This is a genomic window from Anaerovirgula multivorans (assembly GCF_900188145.1).
Taxonomy (GTDB): Bacteria; Bacillota; Clostridia; order Peptostreptococcales; family Natronincolaceae; genus Anaerovirgula; species Anaerovirgula multivorans.
The window spans coordinates 12,931-37,024 of record NZ_FZOJ01000008.1 but is presented as its reverse complement, the minus strand read 5'-3'; the positions used below and the strand labels follow the sequence as shown (position 1 = coordinate 37,024).

General features: G+C 31.3%; 22 protein-coding genes. 17 read left to right on the top strand and 5 right to left on the bottom strand.

The window, feature by feature from the left end:
- Positions 1 to 19 precede the first annotated feature (19 nt).
- From CHB72_RS09815 to CHB72_RS09795, 5 genes are all read left to right on the top strand, one after another.
- Positions 20 to 385: an ornithine aminomutase subunit alpha gene (locus CHB72_RS09815; RefSeq protein WP_089282719.1), complete on the top strand. Its 366-nt coding sequence runs from the start codon at positions 20 to 22 to the stop codon at positions 383 to 385.
- Positions 385 to 2,589, top strand: a complete 2,205-nt coding sequence (gene oraE / locus CHB72_RS09810) for a D-ornithine 4,5-aminomutase subunit OraE (protein ID WP_089282718.1) — start codon at positions 385 to 387, stop codon at positions 2,587 to 2,589. Before CHB72_RS09815 ends, oraE begins: the two co-directional genes overlap by 1 nt.
- A complete protein-coding gene (locus CHB72_RS09805; protein WP_089282717.1) occupies positions 2,586 to 3,941 on the top strand; it encodes a GlmL-related ornithine degradation protein in 1,356 nt (451 codons plus the stop codon). Before oraE ends, CHB72_RS09805 begins: the two co-directional genes overlap by 4 nt.
- A 14-nt stretch (positions 3,942 to 3,955) precedes the next feature.
- A complete protein-coding gene (gene orr, locus CHB72_RS09800; protein ID WP_089282716.1) occupies positions 3,956 to 5,020 on the top strand; it encodes an ornithine racemase Orr in 1,065 nt (354 codons plus the stop codon).
- Between the two features lie 463 nt (positions 5,021 to 5,483).
- A complete protein-coding gene (locus CHB72_RS09795) occupies positions 5,484 to 6,551 on the top strand; it encodes a hypothetical protein (RefSeq protein ID WP_089282715.1) in 1,068 nt (355 codons plus the stop codon).
- An 81-nt stretch (positions 6,552 to 6,632) separates the two neighbouring features.
- Here the strand turns inward: CHB72_RS09795 and CHB72_RS09790 are convergent, their stop codons facing one another.
- Positions 6,633 to 7,079 (bottom strand): hypothetical protein, encoded by a 447-nt coding sequence (locus CHB72_RS09790; protein ID WP_089282714.1) that lies wholly within the window; start codon positions 7,077 to 7,079, stop codon positions 6,633 to 6,635.
- Positions 7,076 to 8,110: a hypothetical protein gene (locus CHB72_RS09785; RefSeq protein WP_089282713.1), complete on the bottom strand. Its 1,035-nt coding sequence runs from the start codon at positions 8,108 to 8,110 to the stop codon at positions 7,076 to 7,078. The genes CHB72_RS09790 and CHB72_RS09785 overlap by 4 nt, the downstream gene beginning before the upstream one ends.
- Positions 8,111 to 8,295: 185 nt before the next feature.
- On the opposite strand from CHB72_RS09785, the gene CHB72_RS09780 reads away from it, so the two are divergent.
- The 4 genes from CHB72_RS09780 to CHB72_RS09765 all read left to right on the top strand — a co-directional run bounded on the left by CHB72_RS09780 (position 8,296) and on the right by CHB72_RS09765 (position 12,142).
- Entirely contained in the window at positions 8,296 to 9,219 is a 924-nt protein-coding gene (locus CHB72_RS09780; protein ID WP_089282712.1) for a hypothetical protein, read from the top strand.
- A gap of 140 nt (positions 9,220 to 9,359) precedes the next feature.
- Positions 9,360 to 10,391 (top strand): low-specificity L-threonine aldolase, encoded by a 1,032-nt coding sequence (ltaE, locus tag CHB72_RS09775; protein ID WP_089282711.1) that lies wholly within the window; start codon positions 9,360 to 9,362, stop codon positions 10,389 to 10,391.
- A gap of 11 nt (positions 10,392 to 10,402) precedes the next feature.
- Positions 10,403 to 11,725 carry a replication-associated recombination protein A gene (locus CHB72_RS09770; RefSeq protein WP_089282710.1) on the top strand — a complete coding sequence of 441 codons (1,323 nt, stop codon included), beginning with the start codon at positions 10,403 to 10,405 and terminating at the stop codon, positions 11,723 to 11,725.
- Positions 11,726 to 11,851: 126 nt separating this feature from the next.
- Positions 11,852 to 12,142: a DUF3343 domain-containing protein gene (locus tag CHB72_RS09765; RefSeq protein ID WP_176431302.1), complete on the top strand. Its 291-nt coding sequence runs from the start codon at positions 11,852 to 11,854 to the stop codon at positions 12,140 to 12,142.
- Here CHB72_RS09765 and CHB72_RS09760 read toward each other — a convergent pair.
- Positions 12,135 to 13,796 (bottom strand): hypothetical protein, encoded by a 1,662-nt coding sequence (locus CHB72_RS09760; protein WP_089282708.1) that lies wholly within the window; start codon positions 13,794 to 13,796, stop codon positions 12,135 to 12,137. The two genes, CHB72_RS09765 and CHB72_RS09760, sit on opposite strands and share 8 nt — an antisense overlap.
- 126 nt (positions 13,797 to 13,922) lie before the next feature.
- Between CHB72_RS09760 and CHB72_RS09755 the strand changes: the two genes are divergently transcribed.
- Positions 13,923 to 14,576: a hypothetical protein gene (locus CHB72_RS09755; RefSeq protein WP_242975092.1), complete on the top strand. Its 654-nt coding sequence runs from the start codon at positions 13,923 to 13,925 to the stop codon at positions 14,574 to 14,576.
- Positions 14,577 to 14,695: 119 nt separating this feature from the next.
- Positions 14,696 to 15,364: a hypothetical protein gene (locus CHB72_RS09750; protein WP_089282707.1), complete on the top strand. Its 669-nt coding sequence runs from the start codon at positions 14,696 to 14,698 to the stop codon at positions 15,362 to 15,364.
- Between the two features lie 238 nt (positions 15,365 to 15,602).
- Here CHB72_RS09750 and CHB72_RS27020 read toward each other — a convergent pair whose 3' ends face one another.
- Positions 15,603 to 16,442 (bottom strand): CAP domain-containing protein, encoded by an 840-nt coding sequence (locus CHB72_RS27020; RefSeq protein ID WP_207652537.1) that lies wholly within the window; start codon positions 16,440 to 16,442, stop codon positions 15,603 to 15,605.
- 319 nt (positions 16,443 to 16,761) lie between these two features.
- Here CHB72_RS27020 and CHB72_RS09740 point away from each other — a divergent pair, with 319 nt between their 5' ends.
- The 6 genes from CHB72_RS09740 to CHB72_RS09715 all read left to right on the top strand — a co-directional run bounded on the left by CHB72_RS09740 (position 16,762) and on the right by CHB72_RS09715 (position 23,412).
- A complete protein-coding gene (locus CHB72_RS09740) occupies positions 16,762 to 17,754 on the top strand; it encodes a glycosyltransferase (RefSeq protein WP_176431301.1) in 993 nt (330 codons plus the stop codon).
- Between the two features lie 53 nt (positions 17,755 to 17,807).
- Complete coding sequence (gene rfbD, locus CHB72_RS09735; protein ID WP_089282705.1) at positions 17,808 to 18,626, top strand: dTDP-4-dehydrorhamnose reductase; 819 nt, start codon at positions 17,808 to 17,810, stop codon at positions 18,624 to 18,626.
- A gap of 122 nt (positions 18,627 to 18,748) precedes the next feature.
- Positions 18,749 to 20,071 (top strand): nucleotide sugar dehydrogenase, encoded by a 1,323-nt coding sequence (locus CHB72_RS09730; protein WP_089282704.1) that lies wholly within the window; start codon positions 18,749 to 18,751, stop codon positions 20,069 to 20,071.
- A gap of 114 nt (positions 20,072 to 20,185) precedes the next feature.
- Positions 20,186 to 21,166 carry an NAD-dependent 4,6-dehydratase LegB gene (locus tag CHB72_RS09725; protein WP_089282703.1) on the top strand — a complete coding sequence of 327 codons (981 nt, stop codon included), beginning with the start codon at positions 20,186 to 20,188 and terminating at the stop codon, positions 21,164 to 21,166.
- 12 nt (positions 21,167 to 21,178) lie between these two features.
- Positions 21,179 to 22,360, top strand: a complete 1,182-nt coding sequence (locus CHB72_RS09720; RefSeq protein ID WP_089282702.1) for a LegC family aminotransferase — start codon at positions 21,179 to 21,181, stop codon at positions 22,358 to 22,360.
- Positions 22,361 to 22,362: 2 nt separating this feature from the next.
- Complete coding sequence (locus CHB72_RS09715) at positions 22,363 to 23,412, top strand: nucleotidyltransferase family protein (RefSeq protein WP_089282701.1); 1,050 nt, start codon at positions 22,363 to 22,365, stop codon at positions 23,410 to 23,412.
- 254 nt (positions 23,413 to 23,666) lie between these two features.
- Here CHB72_RS09715 and CHB72_RS09710 read toward each other — a convergent pair whose 3' ends face one another.
- The gene (locus CHB72_RS09710) at positions 23,667 to 23,960 is read right to left on the bottom strand and encodes a phage holin, LLH family (protein WP_089282700.1); all 294 of its coding nucleotides are present in this window, start codon (positions 23,958 to 23,960) and stop codon (positions 23,667 to 23,669) included.
- Positions 23,961 to 24,094 lie beyond the last annotated feature (134 nt).

Sequence of the window (24,094 nt, the reverse complement as noted above, 5' to 3'; positions counted from 1 at the left end):
AAAACGGAGGTGTACGATAATGAAAAGAGCGGATGATTTTCAAGAAAGAAGAAAACATTTAAGCGATCTAAGTGATGAAGCTTTAGAACAAAAATTTTGGAAATTAGCAGAAAAAATCGTAGATCCAATGATTGATTTAGCAAGAAAAAATACTACGCCATCTATAGAACGCTCTGTTCTTCTAAGAATGGGTTTTTCAAGTATTGAAGCTAAAGCTATTGTTGAAGGTGTTATGAATAGAGGTTTAATGGGTAAAGGAGCAGGGCATGTTGTCTATAAGCTAGCTAAAGAAAAAGGATTAGATGTTAGAAAAACAGGTCTTCAGTTAGCCGAAGGCAAACTATGGGACGAGGCAATTACTATGTTTGAGGGAGGTGCAAAATAGTGGATGTTAAGCCAAATGAAAAATTAAACATAAAAAATATATTGAAGGATTTAGATAAATATACGCCTAAACGTAGAGGTTGGACTTGGAGAAATAAAGAAGAAGACTTGCAAATGGGGCCATTTGTTTATAAAAATTGTTCTACTCCGTTGGGTAACAGTACTCCACTACCTTCAGCAAAATACTTTAATGATATAGATCCACAACCAGACTCAGTGATTACTACAGAAATTGCTTCAGGAAGATTTGAAGACGATATCCGTCGTATGAGAATGGCAGCTTGGCATGGAGCAGATCACATCATGGTTATTAGAACTGCTGGACAGAGTCACTTCGATGGATTAATAGAAGGTACTCCTCAAGGCATCGGTGGAATTCCAATAACTAGAAAGCAAGTAAGAGCTCAAAGAAAAGCTTTAGACTTTATCGAAGAAGAGGTAGGTAGACCTATCAATTATCATTCCTACATTAGTGGCGTTGCTGGGCCTGAAATTGCAGTAATGTTTGCCGAAGAAGGAGTAAACGGAGCTCATCAAGACCCACAATATAATGTTTTATATCGAAACATTAATATGATTCGATCCTTTGTAGATGCGGCAGAAGCAAAACAATCAATGGTATGGGCAGATATAGCACAAATAGATGGAGCTCATAATGCCAATGCCACAGCTAGAGAAGCATGGAAGGTTATGCCAGAGTTGATGGTGCAACATGCGTTAAATTCAATTTATTCAGTAAAAATTGGTATGAAAAAAGAAAATATTTGTCTATCTACAGTGCCACCTACAGCACCTCCAGCTCCATGTATGACTTTAGATCTACCTTATGCTGTAGCATTAAGAGAGCTATTTAAAGAGTACAAAATGAGAGCACAAATGAACACAAAATATATGGAGTCTTCTACTAGAGAAGCTACTGTAACACATGTTCTAAACCTACTAGTATCTAGATTAACAAGGGCTGAAATTCAATCTACCATTACACCTGATGAAGGAAGAAACGTGCCTTGGCATATTTACAATATGGAAGCTTGTGATACAGCAAAGCAGGCCTTAGTAGGTATGGATGGTCTAATGGATATGATTGAATTAAAGAATGAAGGCATCCTTAGAGAGAAAGTAAGGGAGTTAAAAGAAAGAGCCGTTTTATTTATGGAGGAAGTAATAGAAGCTGGTGGATACTTTAAAGCTGTTGAAGAAGGCTTCTTTGTAGATTCTGGCTATTATCCTGAAAGAAATGGAGACGGTATTGCAAGAAAGATCAATGGAGGCATAGGTGTTGGAACAGTTTATGAAAGAGATGAAGATTACTTCGCTCCTGTAACAGCTCATTTTGGTTACAATAATGTGGTACAGTATGATGTAGCGGCAGTAAACAATCCATCTACATTAATAGAGGGCTCCACCTATGAAAAACCAGAAAAGATTGTTTTCATCGACGAGCTAGATGAAACGGATAACGTGAATGTAAGATTAGAAGAAACTAAAGAGTATAGGGAAACAACAAAGGTGAAACCAGAGGTAGAATGGATGGGTGATGGCTATATCATGTTAAATCTCTTCCTACCTTTACCAAAACGTGTAGCGGAGTTTGCTTCTATTGAAATGGCGAAAAAGATGGGATTAGAGGATGTAGAAGTAATTCATAAGGAAGAAATGCATCCTTCTGAAGGAACAAGAATAGAACTAAAAGGCAGAATAGGCTTTACAATTGATACCAATGAGTTAGTGATTCCTCCAGAGCCAGAATTGATGTCGGAAGATGAAGTAAGAGAAGATATTGAAAAACAACCAATGAAGATTGTTGCTGGCACAGTTGGAGAGGATGAACACTCTGTTGGTCTTAGAGAAATTATTGACATCAAGCATGGTGGTATCGAAAAATATGGTATTGAGTGCCATTATTTAGGTACATCTGTATCATTAGAAAAGTTAGTAGATGCTGCTATTGAGCTAAAGGCAGATGCTATTTTAGCCTCTACAATTATTAGCCATGATGATATTCATTACAAAAATATGAAGCGAATTCATGAGCTTTGTATAGAAAAAGGTATTCGAGATAATATTATCATAGCTTGCGGAGGTACACAGGTATCGCCAGAATCAGCTGTTAAACAAGGCATAGATGCTGGATTTGGTAGAGGAACAAAAGGTATTCATGTAGCCACATTCCTAGTAAAAAGAAGAAGGGAATTAAAAAAATGAGAATCAATGTTCTAGTAGCAGAAATCGGTAGCACAACTACCGTGATCAATGCTTTTCAGGACATTCATACACTCTGCCCAAAGTTTATTGGGCAGGGACAATCTCCAACTACTGTATTAGAAGGGGATGTAAATATAGGGCTACAGGGAGCAATAGAAGATTTAAGAAAAAAGCTAGATGTTGATAAAATAGAATATGATGAAATGCTGGCAACCAGTAGTGCAGCTGGTGGTTTGAAAATGACAGTCCATGGGTTAGTATATGATATGACAGTCCGAGCAGCAAAAGAAGCTGCTCTAGGGGCTGGGGCAATTATTCATAAAATAACTGCTGGTAAACTAAAAAGAACAGACATAAAAAAATTTCTTGAGATCAAACCTAACATCATATTAATTGCTGGTGGCGTAGACTATGGCGAAAGGGACACAGCCATCTATAATGCAGAAAAAATTGCAGAATTGAACTTAAAAACACCAATCATCTATGCAGGAAATATAGAAAACCAAGAGGAAATCAAAGAAATATTCGGTGAGTCAGGTAATGAATTATATATCGTTGAAAATGTGTATCCTAAAATAGATCAATTAAATATTGAACCAACCAGAAGAGTAATTCAAGATGCCTTTGAAGCTCATATTACCCAAGCGCCAGGAATGAAAAAAGTCAGAGAAATGGTAAAAGGTCCTATTATTCCTACACCAGGTTCCGTCATGGAGGCATCAAAGCTATTAAAAGAAGCTTTAGGAGATTTAGTTACCTTTGATGTTGGTGGGGCAACAACAGATTTACATTCTGTTACTGAAGGAAGCGAAGAAATAAATCGTATCTTGCTTAGTCCAGAACCTTTAGCTAAAAGAACTGTTGAAGGGGACTTAGGAGTTTATGTCAATATGCTAAACATAGTAGAGCGTATTGGAAAAGAGAAACTTCAGGAAGAACTAGCATTGAATATAGACAAGATGATCGAAGAGCATCAACCCATACCTAAAACTGCTGAACAAATCAAATTTGTTGAGAGATTAACATTAAAAGCAGTTGAAGTGGCTCTAGAACGACATGTGGGAAAACTGAGACACTTATATGGGCCGGGTGGGAAAATGACAGTAGCAGAAGGAAAAGATCTTTCTAACGTCGAATATATTATAGGAACTGGTGGCGCCTTGACTAGACTACCAAATCGAGTAGAAATATTAAAAACAGCTATTAAGAAAAACACCCAAAATATGCTGTTACCTAAAGAAGAAGCAAAAATATTAATCGATAACGATTACATTATGGCTTCTCTAGGTGTGTTATCTAAAAGATATCCCGAGGCCGCCCTTAGCTTAATGAAACAAAGTATGGGAATTTAATAGGGAGTGGTTAAATGAATCCAAGAATAGATGTTGATTATAGTAAATTGAAGCATAATGCTAAAAGAATGGTGACAAAATATAAAGACTTCGGCATTCATGTAGCAGCTGTAACAAAGGGATTTTGTGCTATGCCTGAAATCGCTGAAGCAATTTATGAAGGTGGAATAAAGTATTTTGCTGATTCAAGAATAGAAAACTTAATAAAATTAAAGGATTTTCCTGTGGAAAAGATTTTATTAAGACTTCCCATGATTAGCCAAGTAGAAAAAGTAGTTGAATATGCAGATATAAGCCTAAACTCTGAAATCAAAACAATTAAAGCTTTAAATGAATCTGCAAAGAAGAACAGTAAATTACACAAAATTGTTTTGATGATTGATCTGGGGGATTTACGAGAAGGCTTTTTTAACGACCATGAAATAGATACAGTTTGCCACCAACTACAAGCTTTAGAAAATATTAAGGTTGTTGGCATAGGAACAAACTTAACCTGTTATGGGGGCGTCATTCCTAATGAGGAAAATCTAGGAAGGCTAGTAAAACTAGGAAAACATGTTGAAGAGACATTAGATATAAAGCTAGAGATTGTTAGTGGGGGTAACTCCAGCAGTGTTTATATATTAGAGCAAGGTAAGGCTATAGAGGGAATCAATCAATTACGATTAGGCGAAGCTATTCTCTTAGGAACAGAAAGCGCATATGGTGAAAATATCTCCGATAATTATCAAGATGTATTTACCTTGGTAGCAGAAATTATTGAAATTAAAGAAAAACCATCCCTCCCTCTCGGGGAAATAGGAAGAGATGCCTTCGGTAATGTGCCAGTATTTGAAGATAAAGGCGTGAGACAACGGGCCATATTAGCAATAGGAAAACAGGATTTTGGAACCCATAAGATAGAACCTATAGATAAATCTATTGAAATATTGGGCAGCAGCAGTGATCACCTAATTCTAGATATAACCGACTGTGAAAGAAATTTAAAAATTGGAGACGAACTGAAGTTCCATGTTGGTTATGGAGCCATGATGGCGTTGATGACAAGTGAATATGTATATAAAAATATTATTAAATAGTATCCCTAAAAGATTGTAGCAATTAGCTGCAATCTTTTTATTTTTATATCTGAAGTGTATAAAATCCTAAGAAGGTTTAAGGCATTTTAAAGATGAGTAGCTATTGATAATACAGATACATATAATGAATTTTAAGAAAAGATTCTTCGCTAGCATTCAGGATGACAGACTCAAAAACTTTACAATTTATCTTTATTAACCTAAACGGTTGGTTATCTATAAGTGTTGTTGAGAATAATTACAATTTTATCAAAACTTAGCATTATTAAATCATGATAGGCAAATTAGGGACGCTCTGAAATAATATAAGGACGTCTTTACAAAGCTACAATAAAATATTAATCATCTGCTATGAAAAGCACAATGATTGACTTATACTAGGTAGGCAATATTACATAATCCTAGGATGATTAGTGCTAAATACAATAATAAAGAAATATGCTAATAGGAAGGAGGGAAGATGATGGATAATAAAGTAGAATTAAAGCTATCTAGTATGCTCTATACTAAATTATTAGAAGCATGTGGGAAAGAAAACTTAAATATTGAAGAGTATATTATAAAAATACTAGAAAACAAAGAGAAAGATATTGATCAAGTAAAGTTTTTAAAACAATCGGTAATCAAGGATTTACAACAGTTAATTACGAAGCTACAAAAAATAGACAATTCTTATGAGAAAAAAACCAATCTTAATATCATTTTACTAAAGGAGTATGATGGTAATCTGCCAGACTCATTAAAAAGAGAGATAAATAATTATAAAAAGAAAAACTGGTTTAACGAGAAACACTTTTATTTAATATTTGATAACAAAACAATTATTGGATATATAGGAATAGATCTTCATGAGGAACCTATGCCCTATGGACAATATGCATTTATTTACTGCCTAAATATATCGAAATCCTATAGTACATTAATAAATTTACATAAAGTGTTAACTTTTTTACAAAAAAACTTGAAAAATCAAGGCGTTTATAATATGGACATTGCTTCAAGTAGCAGCATTTTAGCAGAGGAATCTTTGATCAAACTGGGTTTTACTAAGTTCTATTACACACGTCAGGCTAAAGTAAGCATTATTAAAAATACAAAATGTGATAAAGTGTTTCAATACACTGAGGAATTGATAGAATTAAATATAAATACATTAAATAACTTTGTATCTGTCGATAGAAATCTACCTTCAAGATACCTATTAGATTATTGGCATGATCATAGTAAGGAATTACAATGTAAAAAAATCACCGTGAATTATAATAGTACACTAAAAGAACTAGTATTAATTAGTAGAAAAACAGAAAAAAATAGTGCTATGCTATATTGGATACTGATGGAACCCCTTGATTTATTTGATGAAGATATAATAATTCAAATGTATACTATACTTATAAAAGAGATAAGCTTAAACATTTTAATAGATACGTTTATTTTACCAATTCCCGAAGAAATAGAAGCTCTTTTAAAACAGTATGTAAACATAATTAGTTCTATGAAAACTACTTGGTATAGAAAAATCATTTCATAAAAATCCCCCCAAAACAGGGGGGAACTTATTTTTAGCTTAGATTATGATTAACAAAAATAGATAATTTTTGTATCCATTTAGCTAAAAAACAGCTAACACAAGTAGTATAAGATAGAGGGTTTGAACATGCTGTTTATAAGATTCAATTTCTTCATTTAAAGTTAGATTTTCTTTATTTAAAGTTAGGTTTTCTTTATTCAACCTGTTAATTTGGCTACTCAGTGAATTAATTTCAAACTTCAATGAGTCAACCTTATTTAAGTCATCTTTTAGCATTTCATACTTACTAAGGTTATCTTCCAAAGATAGTATGGTATCTTTGGAAAGTATAAGTTCTTTTTCTTTATTATTGAGTTCCTCCTCTATGACACTAATTTGTTGTTGTATATCCTCTAGTGTTTCTATTAATCTATTTCTTTCTTCTTTTAATAGTATGTTTTCCTGATCTAATGATTTAACATCTAGCGGTTTAGCTATTTTCTGTTTCTTAGGTATAAAATTATGACTTGTTATCTCATACTTCATCATACAATTTCACCTCCAAAGCCTAAAAACTGAATTTTGGGATATAAAGATCCATACAAATAATTGCAAATTATATTTTGGTAATCATCGGTATAATTGGTTTTATATTGATAAAGTTTAAACTCTAATTGTTGGCTTTCTTGCCTTATAGTAGGAAAAGACCATTCATTGCCTTCATCCTTAGAGTAACAAGCATATAACTTGTTCATTTGTGTCCAAGTACACCAAAGAAGGCCATTATAAGAAAGTAGTATAGGGAAAGAACAGTTTGATTTTTCTGAAAGAGATAGAATGAATGAATCCTCTCCAAATTGTTTTTCACATAACTTTGTATATTTTACGGTTAAACCTTTTTCATCAAATTCGCTCCAGGTAATATGTAGAGTATCTCTGTTGATTATTAATCCATAGATATAGATCTTTTCGATTGGAGACTGAGTTATTTGAATAGGCTTTTGCCATTCATTTAATTGATGATCAAAGGAAGTTAAAAAGACTTGATTAAATTCACCTATCAGAGATGTGAAAAGCACATACATACCACTCTCCTTTAATAGAACATAAAAAGGATTAATAAATTTATTATAGTTGATCTCAAATAAGTTTCTACTTTTCCATACACTCTCTTCATTAAGTACAAAGTGAACTAAATCGCATGTACTTTTATCTTTTTTATCATGAAAATAATAAAAAATATTTATACTTTTATCAATTATTTTAATAACCGGATAATATATTTCACTGATATCAGTTGAATAGCTTTTTATATTTTTATGTATCCAATTGTTTTTTACACTAGTGTGGTAATATATCATTCTTTTTTTAGAATAACTTACTATATGAACTGAATCTAGTTCGTCAATTTCTACTGAAAAGCTATTTATGGCTTCTTCAAATACAATGTCTTTTTCAGCCCAACGATTTTCTTCATCTTTAGCTATATACTCAATTTGTTGTTTCTCGTTCAAATAAAAATTATAAAGTTTTCCCTTAGAATTTTTAATAATGTATTCATATCCTACTACTAAGCCCACAGCATCACATCCTATAAACTTTTCTTATTTCCTATTAATAAATTCTATTAAAATATATGCAAATCAAAAATAAAAATTACATATTAATAGCACCATAAATCAGATGAATTCATATTTTACAGTAAGGGGAAGTATAAAAAAACAATATATATATGTTAGGCAATTATTAAAAGGAGTTGATATGAATGGAAAAAGATAAACAATTAAGTGTAGAAACTATGCAAATTGATGAGCCCTGCTGTATAGCCAACACTGGTTGTGTTTTTGATGGAAATCTTAGTAATGTAGTAGGGGAATGTATCTTTGTAGATAAGGTTTATGATTCAGTAACCTTTAACCTTCAAGGAATACAACCAGTATCTAAAGCCCCATTTGGGACACTACCAACAAAAAAATGTGGACCTAAATCAAGGATTACAAGAGTATTGGATATTCGTGTTAGAAAAGCTTTTAATCCTAACAACATTAATGACCCTAAAAACTTAACAATAACACCTAAAACTACTTTGTCAGGAGCACAATTCGTACTAGATGAAAGAGGCAAACCAGTTGTAGTACCAGGACCAGCAGGATTATTACAATTTCTAATCTTTACTGATACAACAGAATGTGACCAAGAAGGATTAGGAACACCAATTTTTGGTTCACAGGAAATATGTGTTTCAGGAACAGTAATAATAGAGATAGATGTAGAATTTATTACTGCATTAGGTGTTACTGAAACTGCTACATTAAGAGGTAGAGCAGCAGTAAATCAAACTTTAACCAATTTCTTTGAATTATGTATGCCGTCTGTATTTGATTCAGCATTTTTACCACAGTTTACTGAGTTTTGTAATATTTCCTTCTTAGGAAGATTAGCAACTCAAAGTATTACAAGAGATATTAACTTTAATCCAGCAACAGGAGAAATATTTATAAACCTAATTCTTGCTTTATGTATTACTTGCGAGAAGAAGATTAAGGTTCCTGTTCAATTATGTGTATTAAGTACAGGTTTCTGTGAGCAAGAAGCAAGAGTAAGACCAATTTGTGGAGACCAATTCCCGCCATTATTCCCACCACAAGTTAGCGAACCATTTGTTAATGGAGATACTGACCCCTGCTAAACCAGCTATTACTATTGTCAGAATTAAAAATATAATTACGGATCTGATGTCTTTTGGCATCAGATTTTTTTTCGTCATTGGAAAAACCAACTAAATAAATTATAATATTATTAAGACCAAATAAAGGAGTGAAGAAGCAGATGAAAAAACTGGACTTTAGAAGTGATACCGTTACCTTACCAACAGATAAAATGTTTGAAAAAATGGTGCAAGCTAAACTTGGAGATGATGTATATGGAGATGATATAACTACCAATGAATTAGAAGCTTTAGCAGCTGACCTACTAGGTAAAGAAGCAGGTTTGTTTGTACCAACAGGTACAATGGGAAACCTATTAGCAGTCATGACACATACGACTCCAGGGCAAGAGGTGATTTTAGAAGAAAGCAGTCACATTTATCTATATGAAGTTGCGGGGATTGCAAGGGTTGCCAACGTTCAAGCAAAACCTATAAAGGGTATTGAAGGAATAATGAACCCGTCGGATATAAAAAATGCAATAAGAAAAGAAAACATTCACTTTCCTGAAACAGGACTAATTTGTTTAGAAAATACTCATAATATGGCGGGAGGGATGGCAATTCCTTTAACCAATATGAAAGAAATTTATACCTTAGCAAAAGAAAATAATATTCCAGTCCATTTAGATGGAGCACGAATTTTCAACGCAGCTAACTATCTAAACGTTGAAGTTAAAGAAATTGCACAATATGTAAACTCAGTTATGTTTTGTTTTTCAAAGGGATTAGGTGCTCCTATTGGAAGTATGCTGGTAAGCACTAAAGACTTTATTAATCGTGCTAGAAAATTTAGAAAAATGCTAGGGGGTGGTATGCGTCAAGTTGGTGTTATTGCAGCAGCAGCTAGTATGGCTTTAGAAGAAATGACAACAAGACTAGAAGAAGACTATCAAAATGCTAAGTTATTAGCAGAAAAATTGAATGACATTCCCAATATACTAGTAGATGTAAACAAAGTACATTCTAACATGATTAATGTTGATTTTTCAAATACTATATTTACTACAGCTCAATTAATACAGCTGTTTCAAAATAAAGGATTATTAGCAAATCCTCGTAATGATTATGTCATTAGGTTTGTAACTCATAAAGATGTTAGCAGACAGGACGTTCTTGATGCTGTAGATATTATCAAAGAAATTATTAGTTAGGAATGATAAAAATGGATTTATTTGATTTGCTTAAGGAAGAAACTTTAAAAAATACAGCACCTTTAGCTGACAGAATGAGGCCTCAAACTATTGATGAGGTATTAGGTCAGGATCATATTCTAGGAGATAATAAGTTCTTAAATCGGTGCATAAAGTCAGGAAGATTACCTTCAATCATATTATATGGGCCACCAGGCACTGGAAAAACAACAATAGCAAAAGTGATTGCTAAAGAAATTGGTGCTAATCTATTTCAATTAAATGCTGTTACTTCTGGAGTGAAAGAAATCCGAGAAGTAATAGAAGAAGCTAAGCAACTACTAGGTATGTACCAAAAAACCTCCATTTTGTTTATTGATGAAATTCATCGATTTTCTAAAAATCAACAGGATGCATTACTTCCTCATGTAGAAAGAGGAGTCATTATACTCATAGGGGCTACAACAGAAAACCCATTTTTTCAAGTGAATAATGCACTTTTATCAAGAGTTACAGTACTTAAGCTGGAGGAATTAGAAACAGATGATATTCTGCTGATTATGCAAAAGGCACTAAAAAATGAAGAATATGGACTGGGAAGATTTGATACAGAAGTTGACCAAGATGCACTAGAACATATAGCAGAAATAGCTGGAGGAGATGTTAGAAAGGCCTTAAATGCACTGGAAATTGCAGTGCTTAGCACACCACCTAATAAATCTGGAATGATAAAGATCGATCTTAAGGCAGCAGAAGAATCCATTCAAAAAAGAACAGTGCAGTATGATAGGGATGGGGATCAACACTATGATGTTATTTCAGCCTTCATTAAGTCAATCAGAGGAAGTGATCCTGATGCAGCTTTACATTATTTAGCTAAGATGATTTATGCTGGTGAAGATGTTGAATTCATTGCAAGACGTCTGATTATTGCAGCCTCAGAGGATGTTGGAAATGCAGATGCTAATGCATTAAAAGTTGCCATTGCAGCACATGAAGCGCTAAAGATTATTGGGATGCCAGAAGGTAGGATTCCCTTAGCTCAGGCAACTACTTATTTAGCTGCGGCACCTAAAAGTAATGCTGCTTACGTAGGTGTAGCTAAAGCCTTAAAGGATGTAGAACTTATAAAAACAACAGTACCAAATCATTTAAAAGATGCTCACTATAAAAATGCTAAAGACATGGAGCATGGATTAAATTATTTGTATCCTCATAATTATGAAAAAAACTATATTCAACAACAATATATGCCGAATGAATTGAGAGACAAACGTTATTATATTCCTACTGAAAATGGGTATGAAAAGCAAATTAAGATATATATGAGCACATTAAAAAACACTGATGATTAACATGCATTAGTGTTTTTTAATTATAATTTCACTTAATTATAGGTTTTTAATATTAGTAACAAGTATTATTTAACCTACATATATTAATATATAAAAACCAGTAAATTTATGGTGGAGGGAAATAATATGAAGGAAAAATATATACAAGATCAATATTATATTGCAGTATTTGATTCTAGAAATCATGCTATGCAGTTATATCAACATTTAAAAAGAAATAAATTTTCTCAATTTCAACTTATTGCAACTCCTTGTAAAATAAAAGCGGGGTGTAGTTATTCTATCAGGTTCAATAAATTAGAAGACTATGATTTACTGCTAGCTCATGCGACTAAAATAAAAAAGAAAATTTCAGCTGTATATATAGCTGAAAAGGTAAATAGGAATAGAGTGCTAAAAAAACTTAATATTACCTAAAAAAACTCATTATTTTATTGACAAATCCTAAGTTTTCATCAGTAAATTTTGATAATTCTTCTTGTAAAACAACATGTCTATTTTGACACTCCTTGATTCTACTCTCAACAATATCAAATTGATTTTGTAGAGTATTTAATTTTTCTTTGAGATTATTTTTTTCTTTATCCAATATGGAAAGAGTATTATTAATCTCTAAAAGTTGATTAGTGAAAAATTCCTTTGATTTTGTAGGAGTCAATGATTGATTTGATTCCTCAGAGTTGAAGGAGTTTTTTTCTAGTAAATTTTTAATTTCTAATAGCTTTTCCAGTTCATTTATGAGTGTGTTCATATGGTTTTCTATATTATAGATAAGTTGATCAAAAGACTTATCTTTTCTATTTATTTCTTTCATATCATTTGCAACTAAGCCTTTATTGATGCCAGCAGTTTGGATTTCTGCAGTTTGAATATTTTCGCTGGATTCAAGCTTAGTATCCTTTATATCTAAACTAGAATCTATATTTTCTTTGATAATATTATTAGATATTGAAACATCATCATGAGGATCTTTTTCTTTATGGATGGTGTTAGATGTATTGCTTGTTATATTCATTACCCTTGAGCTTTCTTTCACTTTAAATAGTTTAGCACCAAATATATTAACGTTGTCTTCTATTTCACCATAAACATATTTAATTTTAGAACTCTTATTTTCTAACTTATGATTTGAAAAATAGCCAATAAGAATAGGATTTTTGGATCTATAACTTTGATTTCTGCTACTAGGCTCCCAACTCAAACCATAATCATTAGAAACAACTTCGTTAATATTATTATTTTGTTTACTCAAGACCTTAATAAAAGAACCTTCATGCAAAATTATAGGAGATAAATTATTAGCATTTGTGCTTGACAATATTTTAGGATTACACCATTTAGATTTTGGATTCGTTATATTCATTTTATTTTTATATTTCAATGTGAAATTATTTTTTGTAATAGTGCACCAAACTAAATGTAGATTATCTCTTCTATCAATAAGTATACTAGGATGAGAATGCTCTTCCTGTAAATCACTAACCATCTCACTTGTTCCCCACTTTTTATTAAATATATTAAATTTGTTATAGAATAATTGATGGTTACTTCTATAAAAAACCTTATATATTATGTGAATATTACCCATGCTGTCAAGATCAATTTCATAAGGGCTAGGATATTTACCAGGCATATAAGTAGTAATTGTTGTCTTGTTTATGTTTTTTTGATTCCAATACATATGTTCTATTGAAGCAATTGTAGCGTTTAATAAATTAGTCTTAATACAAAAAATATGAGTATAATTTTTATCAATTAGTAATGAAAGATATCTATAAGTATTTGATTTCACATCAAGCTGAGTGAGGGTTTTATGTTTCCATTTAGTATCTAAACCAATGTAGTAATTTAAAACACCAGATTTAGTTATACAGATTACATGAATTTGGTTATTAAAATCAATAGTAGCAGCAAAATCCATAACTATTTCTACAACTAATTTTTCATTTTTCAACAAGAGATTTTCAGCACTATAAATATTATAGTGAATTTCTTGATTTTTATTTAAATAGAAAAAGTAAGAAGTGTTATCTTCTGTTTTTATAAGGTAATATTGGTGAAATAGATGCATATGCCTCACATCCTTTTTATTTTATTTATCACAAATATTTACTTAATCCATATTATGATATTAACAACAAATTTATTATTAATTTGAGAATAATAAGAGGAAATAAAAATAAGGGGGATTAATGAAATGAGTGAAATGATTAATGAAGTAAATCTGCAGCAAGACCCATATTTTCCAGATTTTACACCAGTGTGTATTATTGCAGACAAAGTATATGCTCATTGCCAGCAGAGAGAATGCTTTGAAACTGTTGCAGCACAGCTACCGGAAAAAGGCAATTTCGAGTTTATAGACATCACTTTTAATGCAGGAGAAATTATTAATGGAACACTAATTATTACACCAATACCAAATCGACCTAACTTTAGTAGAGTACGCTTTAGAGTACGAGTTACCTATATATTAACAGTAAGAAATATCGAAACGGGTGTAGTTATAAGTATACCAGGAGAATTACCAGAAATTCAAAAAGACATCGTATTGTTCATACCAGAAGCAAGAGATGAGTTTACATTTAATATAGTAATTGAAACAGCATCACAATTATTAAATGAACCAATTGAAGAAAATGGATTTTTAGTATTTGCAGTAGGTGTATTTATAATCGTAAAAGTAGTTGGAAGAGTACAATTATTAATTCCTGAGTTTGGCTTCTGTCCAGAACCTCCGGAATGTGAAGAATTCAATGGAGACTTGGTATGTATTGATTTTGAAGCAGTTCCATTTCCAGAATTTTTCCCAAGACAATTTGAAGATATCCCTCAAGATGAATTTTTCTAATAAAAGCTACCAAAATTGGTAGCTTTTATTTGTAACAGAATTTTCAGTACTACATATAATGATATTGTATATAAAACATCGCGTTTAGAAAAAACATTATTTAGTAAGGGGGGTATAAAATGGATAACAACTTAAATCTAAACTTGAACGAAGCTATAAGTTTGCAACAAGACCCATATTTTCCAGATTTTACACCAGTGTGTATCATTGCAGACAAAGTATATGCTCATTGTCAGCAGAGAGAATGTTTTGAAACTGTTGCAGTACAGTTGCCAAAAGGAGGAAATTTTGAATTTGTAGACATTACATTTAACCCAGGAGAAATTATTCATGGAACACTAGTTATTACACCAATACCAAATCGACCTAATTTTAGTAGAGTGCGCTTTAGAGTACGAGTCACCTATACATTAAGAGTGAGAAATATTGAAACAGGTGTAATTATAACTATACCAGGGGAATTACCAGAAATTCAAAAAGACATCGTATTGTTCATACCAGAAGCAAGAGATGAATTTACATTTAGCATAGTAATTGAAACAGCATCACAATTATTAAATGAACCAATTGAAGAAGATGGGTGTTTAGTATTTGCAGTAGGTGTATTTATAATTATAAAAGTAGTTGGAAGAGTACAATTATTAATTCCTGAGTTTGGCTTCTGTCCAGAACCTCCGGAATGCGAAGAATTTTCACCAGATGATATATGTGAAATATTTGAGATGGAACCATTTCCGGCATTCTTCCCAAGACAATTTGAAGATATACCACAAGATGAGTTTTTTTAAAGAATAAAAAACTGCCTAAGGCAGTTTTTTATTCTGAGGTTGTTGAAATAGTCAACAAAATCCAGACTATTCAAAAGCCTTCAGATTCGAGGCGCAAGAAAATCCAGCGACCACAGCGTATACAGAAATACGTAAGGGTGCTGGATTTTCAAAGCAACGAAGAAGGTGGAGGTGTTTCAACAGTCTGAGAAAAAAAACTGCCTAAGGCAGTTTTTTTTAGTATAATAAATAAATTTTTTTATTTTTGAATAAACATTTGTGTATAATGTCTATTCTCAATTCCTATTCCGATATGAGTCATTCTTGGATTTAAGATATTATTTCTATGACCTTCAGAATTCATGAAGGCATTGTGAGCTCCGCTTACACTAGAGTTAATAGCAATATTTTCAGCAGCTGATTTATACTGAATTCCAAAATTTTTCATCATATCAAAAGGTGATCCATAGGTTGGTGAAGTATGAGAAAAATAATTGTTATCTTGCATATCCTTAGATTTAACTCTTGCAACATAAGATAAGTCAACATCTATAGCTAAAGGCTGTAATCCAGCATCTTTTCTTGCCTGATTTACATAATTAACCATTTCAATTTCAGCTGCTGTTAGAGCATGTTTAGCATTAGAAGTGTTTTGTGGCTCAGTATTTGGATTTTGCTCTTGTGGCTCTTTCTCAACCTGTGGTTCTTGTACTGGTTTACTTGGAGTAGCTGGCTGATTTTCATTCTTAGATGGTTCCTGCGGTTGAGATGGAACACTTGGGGTAGGATTTTCTGAGTTTGTGCTAGGATTTTGAACTTCTTGAGGTTCATTATTATTAGGAATAGTATCGTTTTGTTTTGGTGTAGTGGCATCGGTATTTTTGTTGAAATTAAAAATTCGTACTGATTGAATATGTTTTACAATATTAAATTTATAGGTAGAAGTGGTATTTGTTCTAATATTATAATTTAACACCACTCTATTACTGCCACCATTACTATACAACGTGTTGGCGCTACTAGTTACAACTGTCGATAAAAGTAACGCAGCTGTAATAACTGGAACTACAACTTTTTTGATTGATTTAGATTTACTCATTAGTATCACTCCTTTTTATTATGTTAACCTTGGTAACTATAATACAGGAGTATTTTAAAAAAATCAACCTAATTACCATAAAATAGTAAATGCAATATTTGGAATTTATTAAACATAGTATAAGATAGGGGGTAAAGGAATTGAATTATATATATCAAATATAATGGAAACAAATGTTACAATTTTAAGAAGTGAAGAGGTGAGAAAGCTAATCCACAGTGTTTAATAAAGATTATATAGAAAATAATCTAGAAAAGGAAAATGTGTAATGAATTCCCCTATGTTTTCATTATACAGAGGTGAGTTAATGAGGGTGCTAATGTATATTCGTAAGGATTATAAAAAAAACATTGCAGGAGATAGTGTTTTATTAATTAAGACTAAGGAATATCTAAGTAAAGCTAAAGTAGAAGTAGATATTTCAAGTAATACAGAAGAAAATTTAGATAGATATGATATAATACATCTATTTAATACCATAAGAGTATTTGATACCTATCAATTTTTAAAAAATATATTAAAATATAAAAAAAAGATTGTATTAACACCAATTTATTGGAATTACATAAAATACTTACCTAAGAATCCTACAAATAATTATAGAATTAGTTACTGGAAAAAGCAGAATCCAATGAGGAAAGAAATATTTGAAAAGGCAGATATGATTCTGCCTAGCTCTGAAGTAGAGATGAGAGAAATAGAGAAAAGCTTTAATATAAAAGTACCTTATCAGGTAGTTTTCAACGGAGTGGATAAGATTTTTGCAGAAGGTAATAGAAATAACTTCTTAGATAAATTCCAGAAAAAAGATTTCGTACTTTCTGTTGGAAGAATTTCGCCCCACAAAAATCAATTAACTTTAGCTAGAGTTACAAAAAGACTAGGAATTCCCCTAGTACTAGTTGGTCCAATAAATGATTTAAATTATTATCATCAATGCATGCGAGCTAATAAAGATATTCTATATATCAGTAAGACATGTCATGCTAAATTAAAGGATATATATGCTGCTGCTAAGGTCCATGCTTTGGTAAGTTGGTATGAGATTCCTGGGTTAGTAAGTCTAGAGGCAGCCCTAGGAAATTGTAATATACTCACGACGAAAGAAGGCAGTACTAGAGAATATTTTAAAAAATATGCTGATTATGTTGATCCCTATGATCTAATAGATATAGAAAAAAAACTAATAGAATCATTTAGAAAGCCCTTTGACCCTAGTTTCAAGGATTATATTGTTGAGAACTTCTTATGGGAAAAAGTAGTTAAAAAGCTTATAAGCTGCTACACCTATGTAACAACAAATAATGTATAAGAATAGAATTAAATAAGAATGTCCTATTTAAAGAGAAATTGTGAGGTGAAATAATGACAATATGTTTACTAGGATGTAATGGTCAACTAGGACACGAATTGATGAAAGTGATGAAGTATAAAGAAGTTGTTGGATTTGGGAAAGGAAATTTAGATATTACTAATCTAGACAAATTATATAAAACCTTAAAAACAATAAAACCAGAAACTATTATCCACTCAGCGGCATTCACAGATGTAGATCAATGTGAAAATAACCCCGAGCTTGCTTTTCAAATAAATGCTCAAGGGACAAAAAATGTTTCTCTTGTTGCAGAGAAGTTAGATAGTAAACTGATTTATATTAGTACAGATTATGTTTTTGATGGAAATAAGGGGAGTCCTTATGATGAAAATGATTTACCGAACCCTATTAATGTATATGGAATGTCCAAATATCAAGGTGAATCTGAACTAAAAAAAAACCTTGAGAAGTATTTTATTGTAAGAACCTCTTGGTTATATGGGCACAAAGGGAAAAATTTTGTTAAAACAATATTGAGTTTAACTTCTAACAATACACTCTTAAAGGTAGTAGATGATCAAACGGGATCCCCTACCTATGCCGTTGACTTAGCTGAAGCATTAAAGAAACTAATAACTACCGAAGAATATGGAATATATCATTTTATAAATGAAGGCAACTGTACATGGTATAACTTTGCTAAGGAGATTATCAAAATTAGGAATATTTCAGCAAAGTTGTCTCCAACTACTTCTGATATAATACAAAAAAAAGCTAAAAGACCAGTAAACTCAAGCTTGAAGAACAATTCATATATAACATTAAGAGGATGGCAGGAGGCATTGAAAGAATATTTATCTAGTAAATAGGAGATTTTCATCTCCTTTTTTGTTGAGAAAGATTTAATATCTCTCTGGTAACCACTTGCATTTGATTATCATACAATAAAACTAGGAAAATCACTATATCTTAACAAAAGGAGCTAAAAAAAATGAGCCTCAAAAATAAAATTAATAATAAAGAAGCTATTCTCGGTGTAATAGGATTAGGGTATGTAGGATTGCCTTTAGCAACCACAACTGCATTATCAGGGTTTAAAGTAATAGGTATTGAAACAAACAAAACAAAAGTTAATAAGCTACTAGCGGGAAAATCTTATGTGAAGGATGTTCCAGATGATGATATTGCTAGTGTAATAAAAAAAGGAAGTTTATCGGTCACTAGTGAGTATAAGCAAATGAATAAAATGGATGTAATTATCATTTGTGTTCCTACTCCATTAAAAAATGACAATACTCCAGATGTCAGTTATATTTATCAAGTGGTAGAAAAGATAAAACAATATGCAAAAAAGTCAATTTTAATTATCTTAGAAAGTACTAGTTACCCAGGAACAACAGAAGAATTAATTATGAAAGAACTAGAAAATGCTGGATGGGTATTAAATAAAGATTTTAACTTATCCTTTTCTCCAGAAAGGGTGGATCCAGGAAATAAATTATACAGCTTAAGAAATACTCCTAAAATAGTAGGTGGAGTCACTCAAAAATGTAGCCAATTAGCTGGACTACTATATAAACAAATTACTAATGAAGTTTTTTTTGTTTCTTCAGTAAAAACTGCTGAGATGGTAAAGCTTTTAGAAAATACATTTAGAAGCGTAAATATAGGTTTTATCAATGAAATGGCATTGCTATGTGAAAAAATGGGAATAAATATTTGGGAAGTGATAGAAGCCGCTTCTACAAAACCTTTTGGATATATGGCATTTTATCCTGGACCAGGAATTGGGGGGCATTGTATTCCTATAGATCCAATATATTTAGAATGGAAGGCAAAAACCTTTAACTTTTATAGTGGTTTCATCAAATTAGCCAGTAAAATCAATGACAGTATGTCACAGTATATTGTAAATTCTATTAAACAGATATTAGATAATTCAGGAAAATCTATTGAAAAATCTAAAATTTTAATCGTAGGAGTTGCTTACAAAAAAGATATAGATGATGTAAGAGAGTCCCCTGCTTTGAAGATAATAGATTTACTGATCGATGAAAAAGCTAGTGTGGACTACTATGACCCTTATGTAAAAGAACTAACAATATCTAACAAAACTATTTCTTCAATTAATCTTACTAAAGAAAATTTAAAAGAATATGATTGCTCAATTATAATTACAAACCATGATAATATAGATTATGAACTATTAATTGAAAACTTAAAAATTATATATGATACTAGAAATACTATAAAAGAAAAGAAAGAAAATGTTTTTCTACTTGGAGCAGTTAATAATAATACTATAAAAGAATAGAAAACACTGGACTATTATTCTAAAATGCTTACTAAGGATAGAAAAACATATATATGTTTTTAAACAAATATTTGTACAATTCTATTGTAAATACTTGTAAATTGGAGGCTGGAAATGAAAAAAGTCTTAGTAACAGGAGCAGGAGGATTTATAGGAAGCCATTTAGTAGAAGGACTACTCCAAGAAGGTAACGTTATAAGATGTTTTGTGCATTACAACTCATTTAACAGATGGGGATGGTTAGATAAATTTTCAAAAGACAAATTATCAAAAATAGAAATATTTACAGGAGATATAAGAGATCCAAATGGAGTGAGGAAGGCACTAGAGGGAATTGATGAAGTATATCATTTAGCAGCTTTAGTTGCAATACCCTTTAGTTATCACTCCCCAGATTCATACATTGAAACAAATATAAAAGGAACCTTAAATATATTACAAGCAGCACGAGATTTTGGAACAAGTAGAATATTAATAACTTCCACCTCCGAGATATATGGAACAGCAAAATACGTTCCTATAGATGAGACTCATCCTTTTCAGGCTCAATCACCCTATTCAGCAAGTAAAATAGGTGCTGACAGAGTGGCAGAATCATTTTACAGAAGCTTTAATATGCCCATAACAATAGCTAGACCCTTTAACACTTATGGTCCCAGGCAATCGGCAAGGGCAGTTATACCAACTATAGTAACTCAGTTATTGACAGGAAAAAAAGAAATAAGACTCGGTTCTTTAACACCAACTAGAGATTTCAATTATGTCAAGGATACAGTACAAGCATTTATAGAAATTGCAAATTCAGAAAAGACAATAGGAGAAGAAATAAACATTGCTTCTCAAAAAGAAATATCAATAGGAGAATTAGCTGAGGAGTTAATCATGCAAATTAATCCAAAAGCAAAAATAATTTCTGATGAAAATAGGCTAAGACCGGATAAAAGCGAGGTAAATAGATTACTTGGTTCAAATGAAAAAATAAGAAAGCTGACAAAATGGAAGCCAGAATATACGCTTAAAGAAGGGTTGGCTGAAACAATAACATGGTTAAAAGACAACTTAAATCAATACAAAGTTGATATATATAATATTTAAAGGGGAATTATTATGGAGAAGTTAATACCTCTTTCAGTACCAAATTTCACAGGTAAAGAGCTTGAATATGTTAAAAAAGCTGTTGAATCAGAATGGGTATCAACTGAAGGTCCATTTGTAAAAGAGTTTGAAGAAAAGATAGCAAAATATTTAAAGATAAAAAAGGCCGTAGCATGTCAAAATGGAACTGCGGCTCTTCATTTAGCATTAAGACTATCAGGCGTTGAACTAGGAGATGAAGTAATTGTACCAACACTTACATTTATAGCCACAGTAAATCCTGTGAAATATCAAGGAGCAGAGCCAGTGTTTATGGACTGTGATGATACGCTAAATATGGATTTAGATAAATTAGAAAGTTTTTGTGAAAGTCAATGTACCTTAACAGAGAATGGGTTAATGAATAAAAGAAGCAATAGAATAATAAAGGCTTTAATAATAGTCCATGTATTTGGAAATATGAGCAATATGGAAAGAGTAATGAATATAGCGGAAAAATATAGATTAAAGGTTATAGAGGATGCAACTGAAGCATTAGGCTCCTACTATCGGAAAAGAAAATATTCTGGAAAATTTGCAGGTACTATAGGTGACTTTGGAGCATATTCCTTTAATGCAAATAAGATAATTACTTCCGGTGGTGGAGGAGTGCTTGTTGCTAAAGATGCTTCTCTTAGTGAAAAAGCAAAATACTTGTCAAATCAAGCCAAAGACAACCCAATATACTATGTGCATGAAACTATTGGATATAACTATAGAATGACAAATCTACAGGCAGCTTTAGGTGTTGCACAATTAGAAGAATTAGAAGAATTTATTCAAATAAAAATTAAAAACTACAATCTATACAAAAAGGAAGTTAAAGAAATTGAGGGGCTAAGCCTGTTAGAATTTAATTCTGATATAAGGCCAAATTGTTGGTTTTATCCTTTAATTGTAGATAAAGAAAAATATAGATTAGGCAGAGATAATTTAATGGTGAAATTATCTGAAAGAGGTATACAAACAAGACCAATATGGAGTCTAATTCATGAACAAAAACCTTATATGCATAATCAAAGCTATAAAATTGACAAAGCTAAATATTGGATAAAAAGGGTTTTGAATATTCCCTGTAGTACAAATTTAGAGATCAATGATGTTTTGAGGGTTATCAGAGCGTTAAATAGCTTAAAATCTCAAAAAGAGGGATAAAGATGAATGTAACAGATTTGTTTATAAGTGAAGAGATTACTATAAAAGAGGCTATAAAAAAATTAGATCAAACTGCAAAAAAAGTATTGTTAATAACCAAGGATAAGTTTTTAAAAGGTATTATAACCGATGGAGATATTAGACGGTGGATTTTAATAAATGGGAGTTTAAATGAAAAAGTTAAAATGATTATGAATAATAATCCGATTTATCTAAGGAAGGAAGAAGCGTGGCAAGCTAAAGATATAATGAAGAAAAAATCAATTGAAGCAATACCTATCGTAAATGAAGAAGAGGAAATTATCAAAGTAATATTTTGGAAGGATTCTTATAATGAAAATTTGAAAATTGACAACTTTTTTAATAATCCAGTAGTAATTATGGCAGGGGGCAAGGGAACTAGACTCCATCCTCTTACTAAGGTGTTTCCAAAACCATTAGTTCCGATAGGAGATATACCGATAGTTGAAAGAATAATAGATAGATTTGTATGTTTTGGTTGCAAAAGATTTTATTTAACCATTAATTACAAAAAAAATTTAATTAAGGCTTACTTCAATGATTTAGATAAAGATTATGTAATTGAATATGTTGAGGAAGAAAAACCATTGGGGACAGGCGGAAGTTTGTATCTACTAAAAAACAAGCTAAAAGAGACTTTTTTTATTAGCAATTGCGATACACTAATAGATGAAAATTATTATAAAATGCTTCAATTCCACAGACAAAAAGAAAATAAAATCACGGTAATAGCTTCCCTTAAATTTTTCACTGTTCCCTATGGAGTAATAGAACTAGATGATAAGAGTATTATAAAGAACATTATTGAAAAACCAGAATGCAGTTATTTAGTAAATACTGGTATGTATATACTGGAACCTGAAACACTACAGGATATACCAGATAATGAATTTTATCACATTACTGATTTAGTAGAAAAGTATATAAAAAAAGGAGAACGAGTTGGAGCATATCCTATAAGTGAAGAGGCATGGCTTGATATGGGACAATTTAATGAAATGAATAATATGATTGAAAAGCTAGAGCTTTAGATTTTGTCAGTAACGATTAACATTTATTATTAGATGTTTAACAGGTATAATCTTCACAAATCTAAGTGTAATAAAATAAGGCATTAATAAATAATTGAAAAAGATTAACTTATAATATATAATTTACCAGAAAACCTTGACGTAGAAAATGAAATTCCATTTCCTTTATTTAGTAACAACAATAGCAATGACTAAGTTAAACCCCTTATCAGATAAGGGGTTTTTCCAATATCCAAATGTCAATTAAGCCGTTTCTATTTTTTCAGCAAATAAACTTGAGCTTCAATAATAACATCTAATAGCTCATCACTTATATGAAGCTCCATATACTCGAGGATTGTTTTAGCATAATTTACAGCCATTGTCTTTTTTTCTTCATTTGAAAAACCTTGTTTGGTCTGCTCAATAAATAGAATAACATTTTTAATGATACTTTGAATTTTTTCAATATCATCTTTATTAAGAGTTTTAGAAAGAATAGGAGCCACTACAAAAATAAAAATGGTTGTTAAAGTAATGATTAACAAAAATAGTATTAAATCAAGCACAGACTAAGACACCTCCTCTAATAACATTTTATTTGAAAATTAGAAAAAGGTGCAGCAACAAGAAATAGAATGATTGTAAAAAAACAAAAAATATTTTCATTGGTGAATCTTGACAAAAATACTTGGGTATAATA

Excerpts from the sequence above, each read along its gene's own strand:
- orr (WP_089282716.1), top strand. The coding sequence starts at position 3,956 with ATGAATCCAAGAATAGATGTTGATTATAGTAAATTGAAGCATAATGCT.
- CHB72_RS09755 (WP_242975092.1), top strand. The coding sequence starts at position 13,923 with ATGAGTGAAATGATTAATGAAGTAAATCTGCAGCAAGACCCATATTTT.
- CHB72_RS09720 (WP_089282702.1), top strand. The coding sequence starts at position 21,179 with ATGGAGAAGTTAATACCTCTTTCAGTACCAAATTTCACAGGTAAAGAG.
- rfbD (WP_089282705.1), top strand. The coding sequence starts at position 17,808 with ATGACAATATGTTTACTAGGATGTAATGGTCAACTAGGACACGAATTG.
- CHB72_RS09760 (WP_089282708.1), bottom strand. The coding sequence starts at position 13,796 with ATGCATCTATTTCACCAATATTACCTTATAAAAACAGAAGATAACACT.
- CHB72_RS09795 (WP_089282715.1), top strand. The coding sequence starts at position 5,484 with ATGGATAATAAAGTAGAATTAAAGCTATCTAGTATGCTCTATACTAAA.
- CHB72_RS09815 (WP_089282719.1), top strand. The coding sequence starts at position 20 with ATGAAAAGAGCGGATGATTTTCAAGAAAGAAGAAAACATTTAAGCGAT.
- CHB72_RS09730 (WP_089282704.1), top strand. The coding sequence starts at position 18,749 with ATGAGCCTCAAAAATAAAATTAATAATAAAGAAGCTATTCTCGGTGTA.
- ltaE (WP_089282711.1), top strand. The coding sequence starts at position 9,360 with ATGAAAAAACTGGACTTTAGAAGTGATACCGTTACCTTACCAACAGAT.
- CHB72_RS09790 (WP_089282714.1), bottom strand. The coding sequence starts at position 7,079 with ATGATGAAGTATGAGATAACAAGTCATAATTTTATACCTAAGAAACAG.
- CHB72_RS09725 (WP_089282703.1), top strand. The coding sequence starts at position 20,186 with ATGAAAAAAGTCTTAGTAACAGGAGCAGGAGGATTTATAGGAAGCCAT.
- CHB72_RS27020 (WP_207652537.1), bottom strand. The coding sequence starts at position 16,442 with ATGAGTAAATCTAAATCAATCAAAAAAGTTGTAGTTCCAGTTATTACA.
- CHB72_RS09715 (WP_089282701.1), top strand. The coding sequence starts at position 22,363 with ATGAATGTAACAGATTTGTTTATAAGTGAAGAGATTACTATAAAAGAG.
- CHB72_RS09765 (WP_176431302.1), top strand. The coding sequence starts at position 11,852 with ATGAAGGAAAAATATATACAAGATCAATATTATATTGCAGTATTTGAT.
- CHB72_RS09805 (WP_089282717.1), top strand. The coding sequence starts at position 2,586 with ATGAGAATCAATGTTCTAGTAGCAGAAATCGGTAGCACAACTACCGTG.
- CHB72_RS09750 (WP_089282707.1), top strand. The coding sequence starts at position 14,696 with ATGGATAACAACTTAAATCTAAACTTGAACGAAGCTATAAGTTTGCAA.
- CHB72_RS09770 (WP_089282710.1), top strand. The coding sequence starts at position 10,403 with ATGGATTTATTTGATTTGCTTAAGGAAGAAACTTTAAAAAATACAGCA.
- CHB72_RS09780 (WP_089282712.1), top strand. The coding sequence starts at position 8,296 with ATGGAAAAAGATAAACAATTAAGTGTAGAAACTATGCAAATTGATGAG.
- CHB72_RS09740 (WP_176431301.1), top strand. The coding sequence starts at position 16,762 with ATGTATATTCGTAAGGATTATAAAAAAAACATTGCAGGAGATAGTGTT.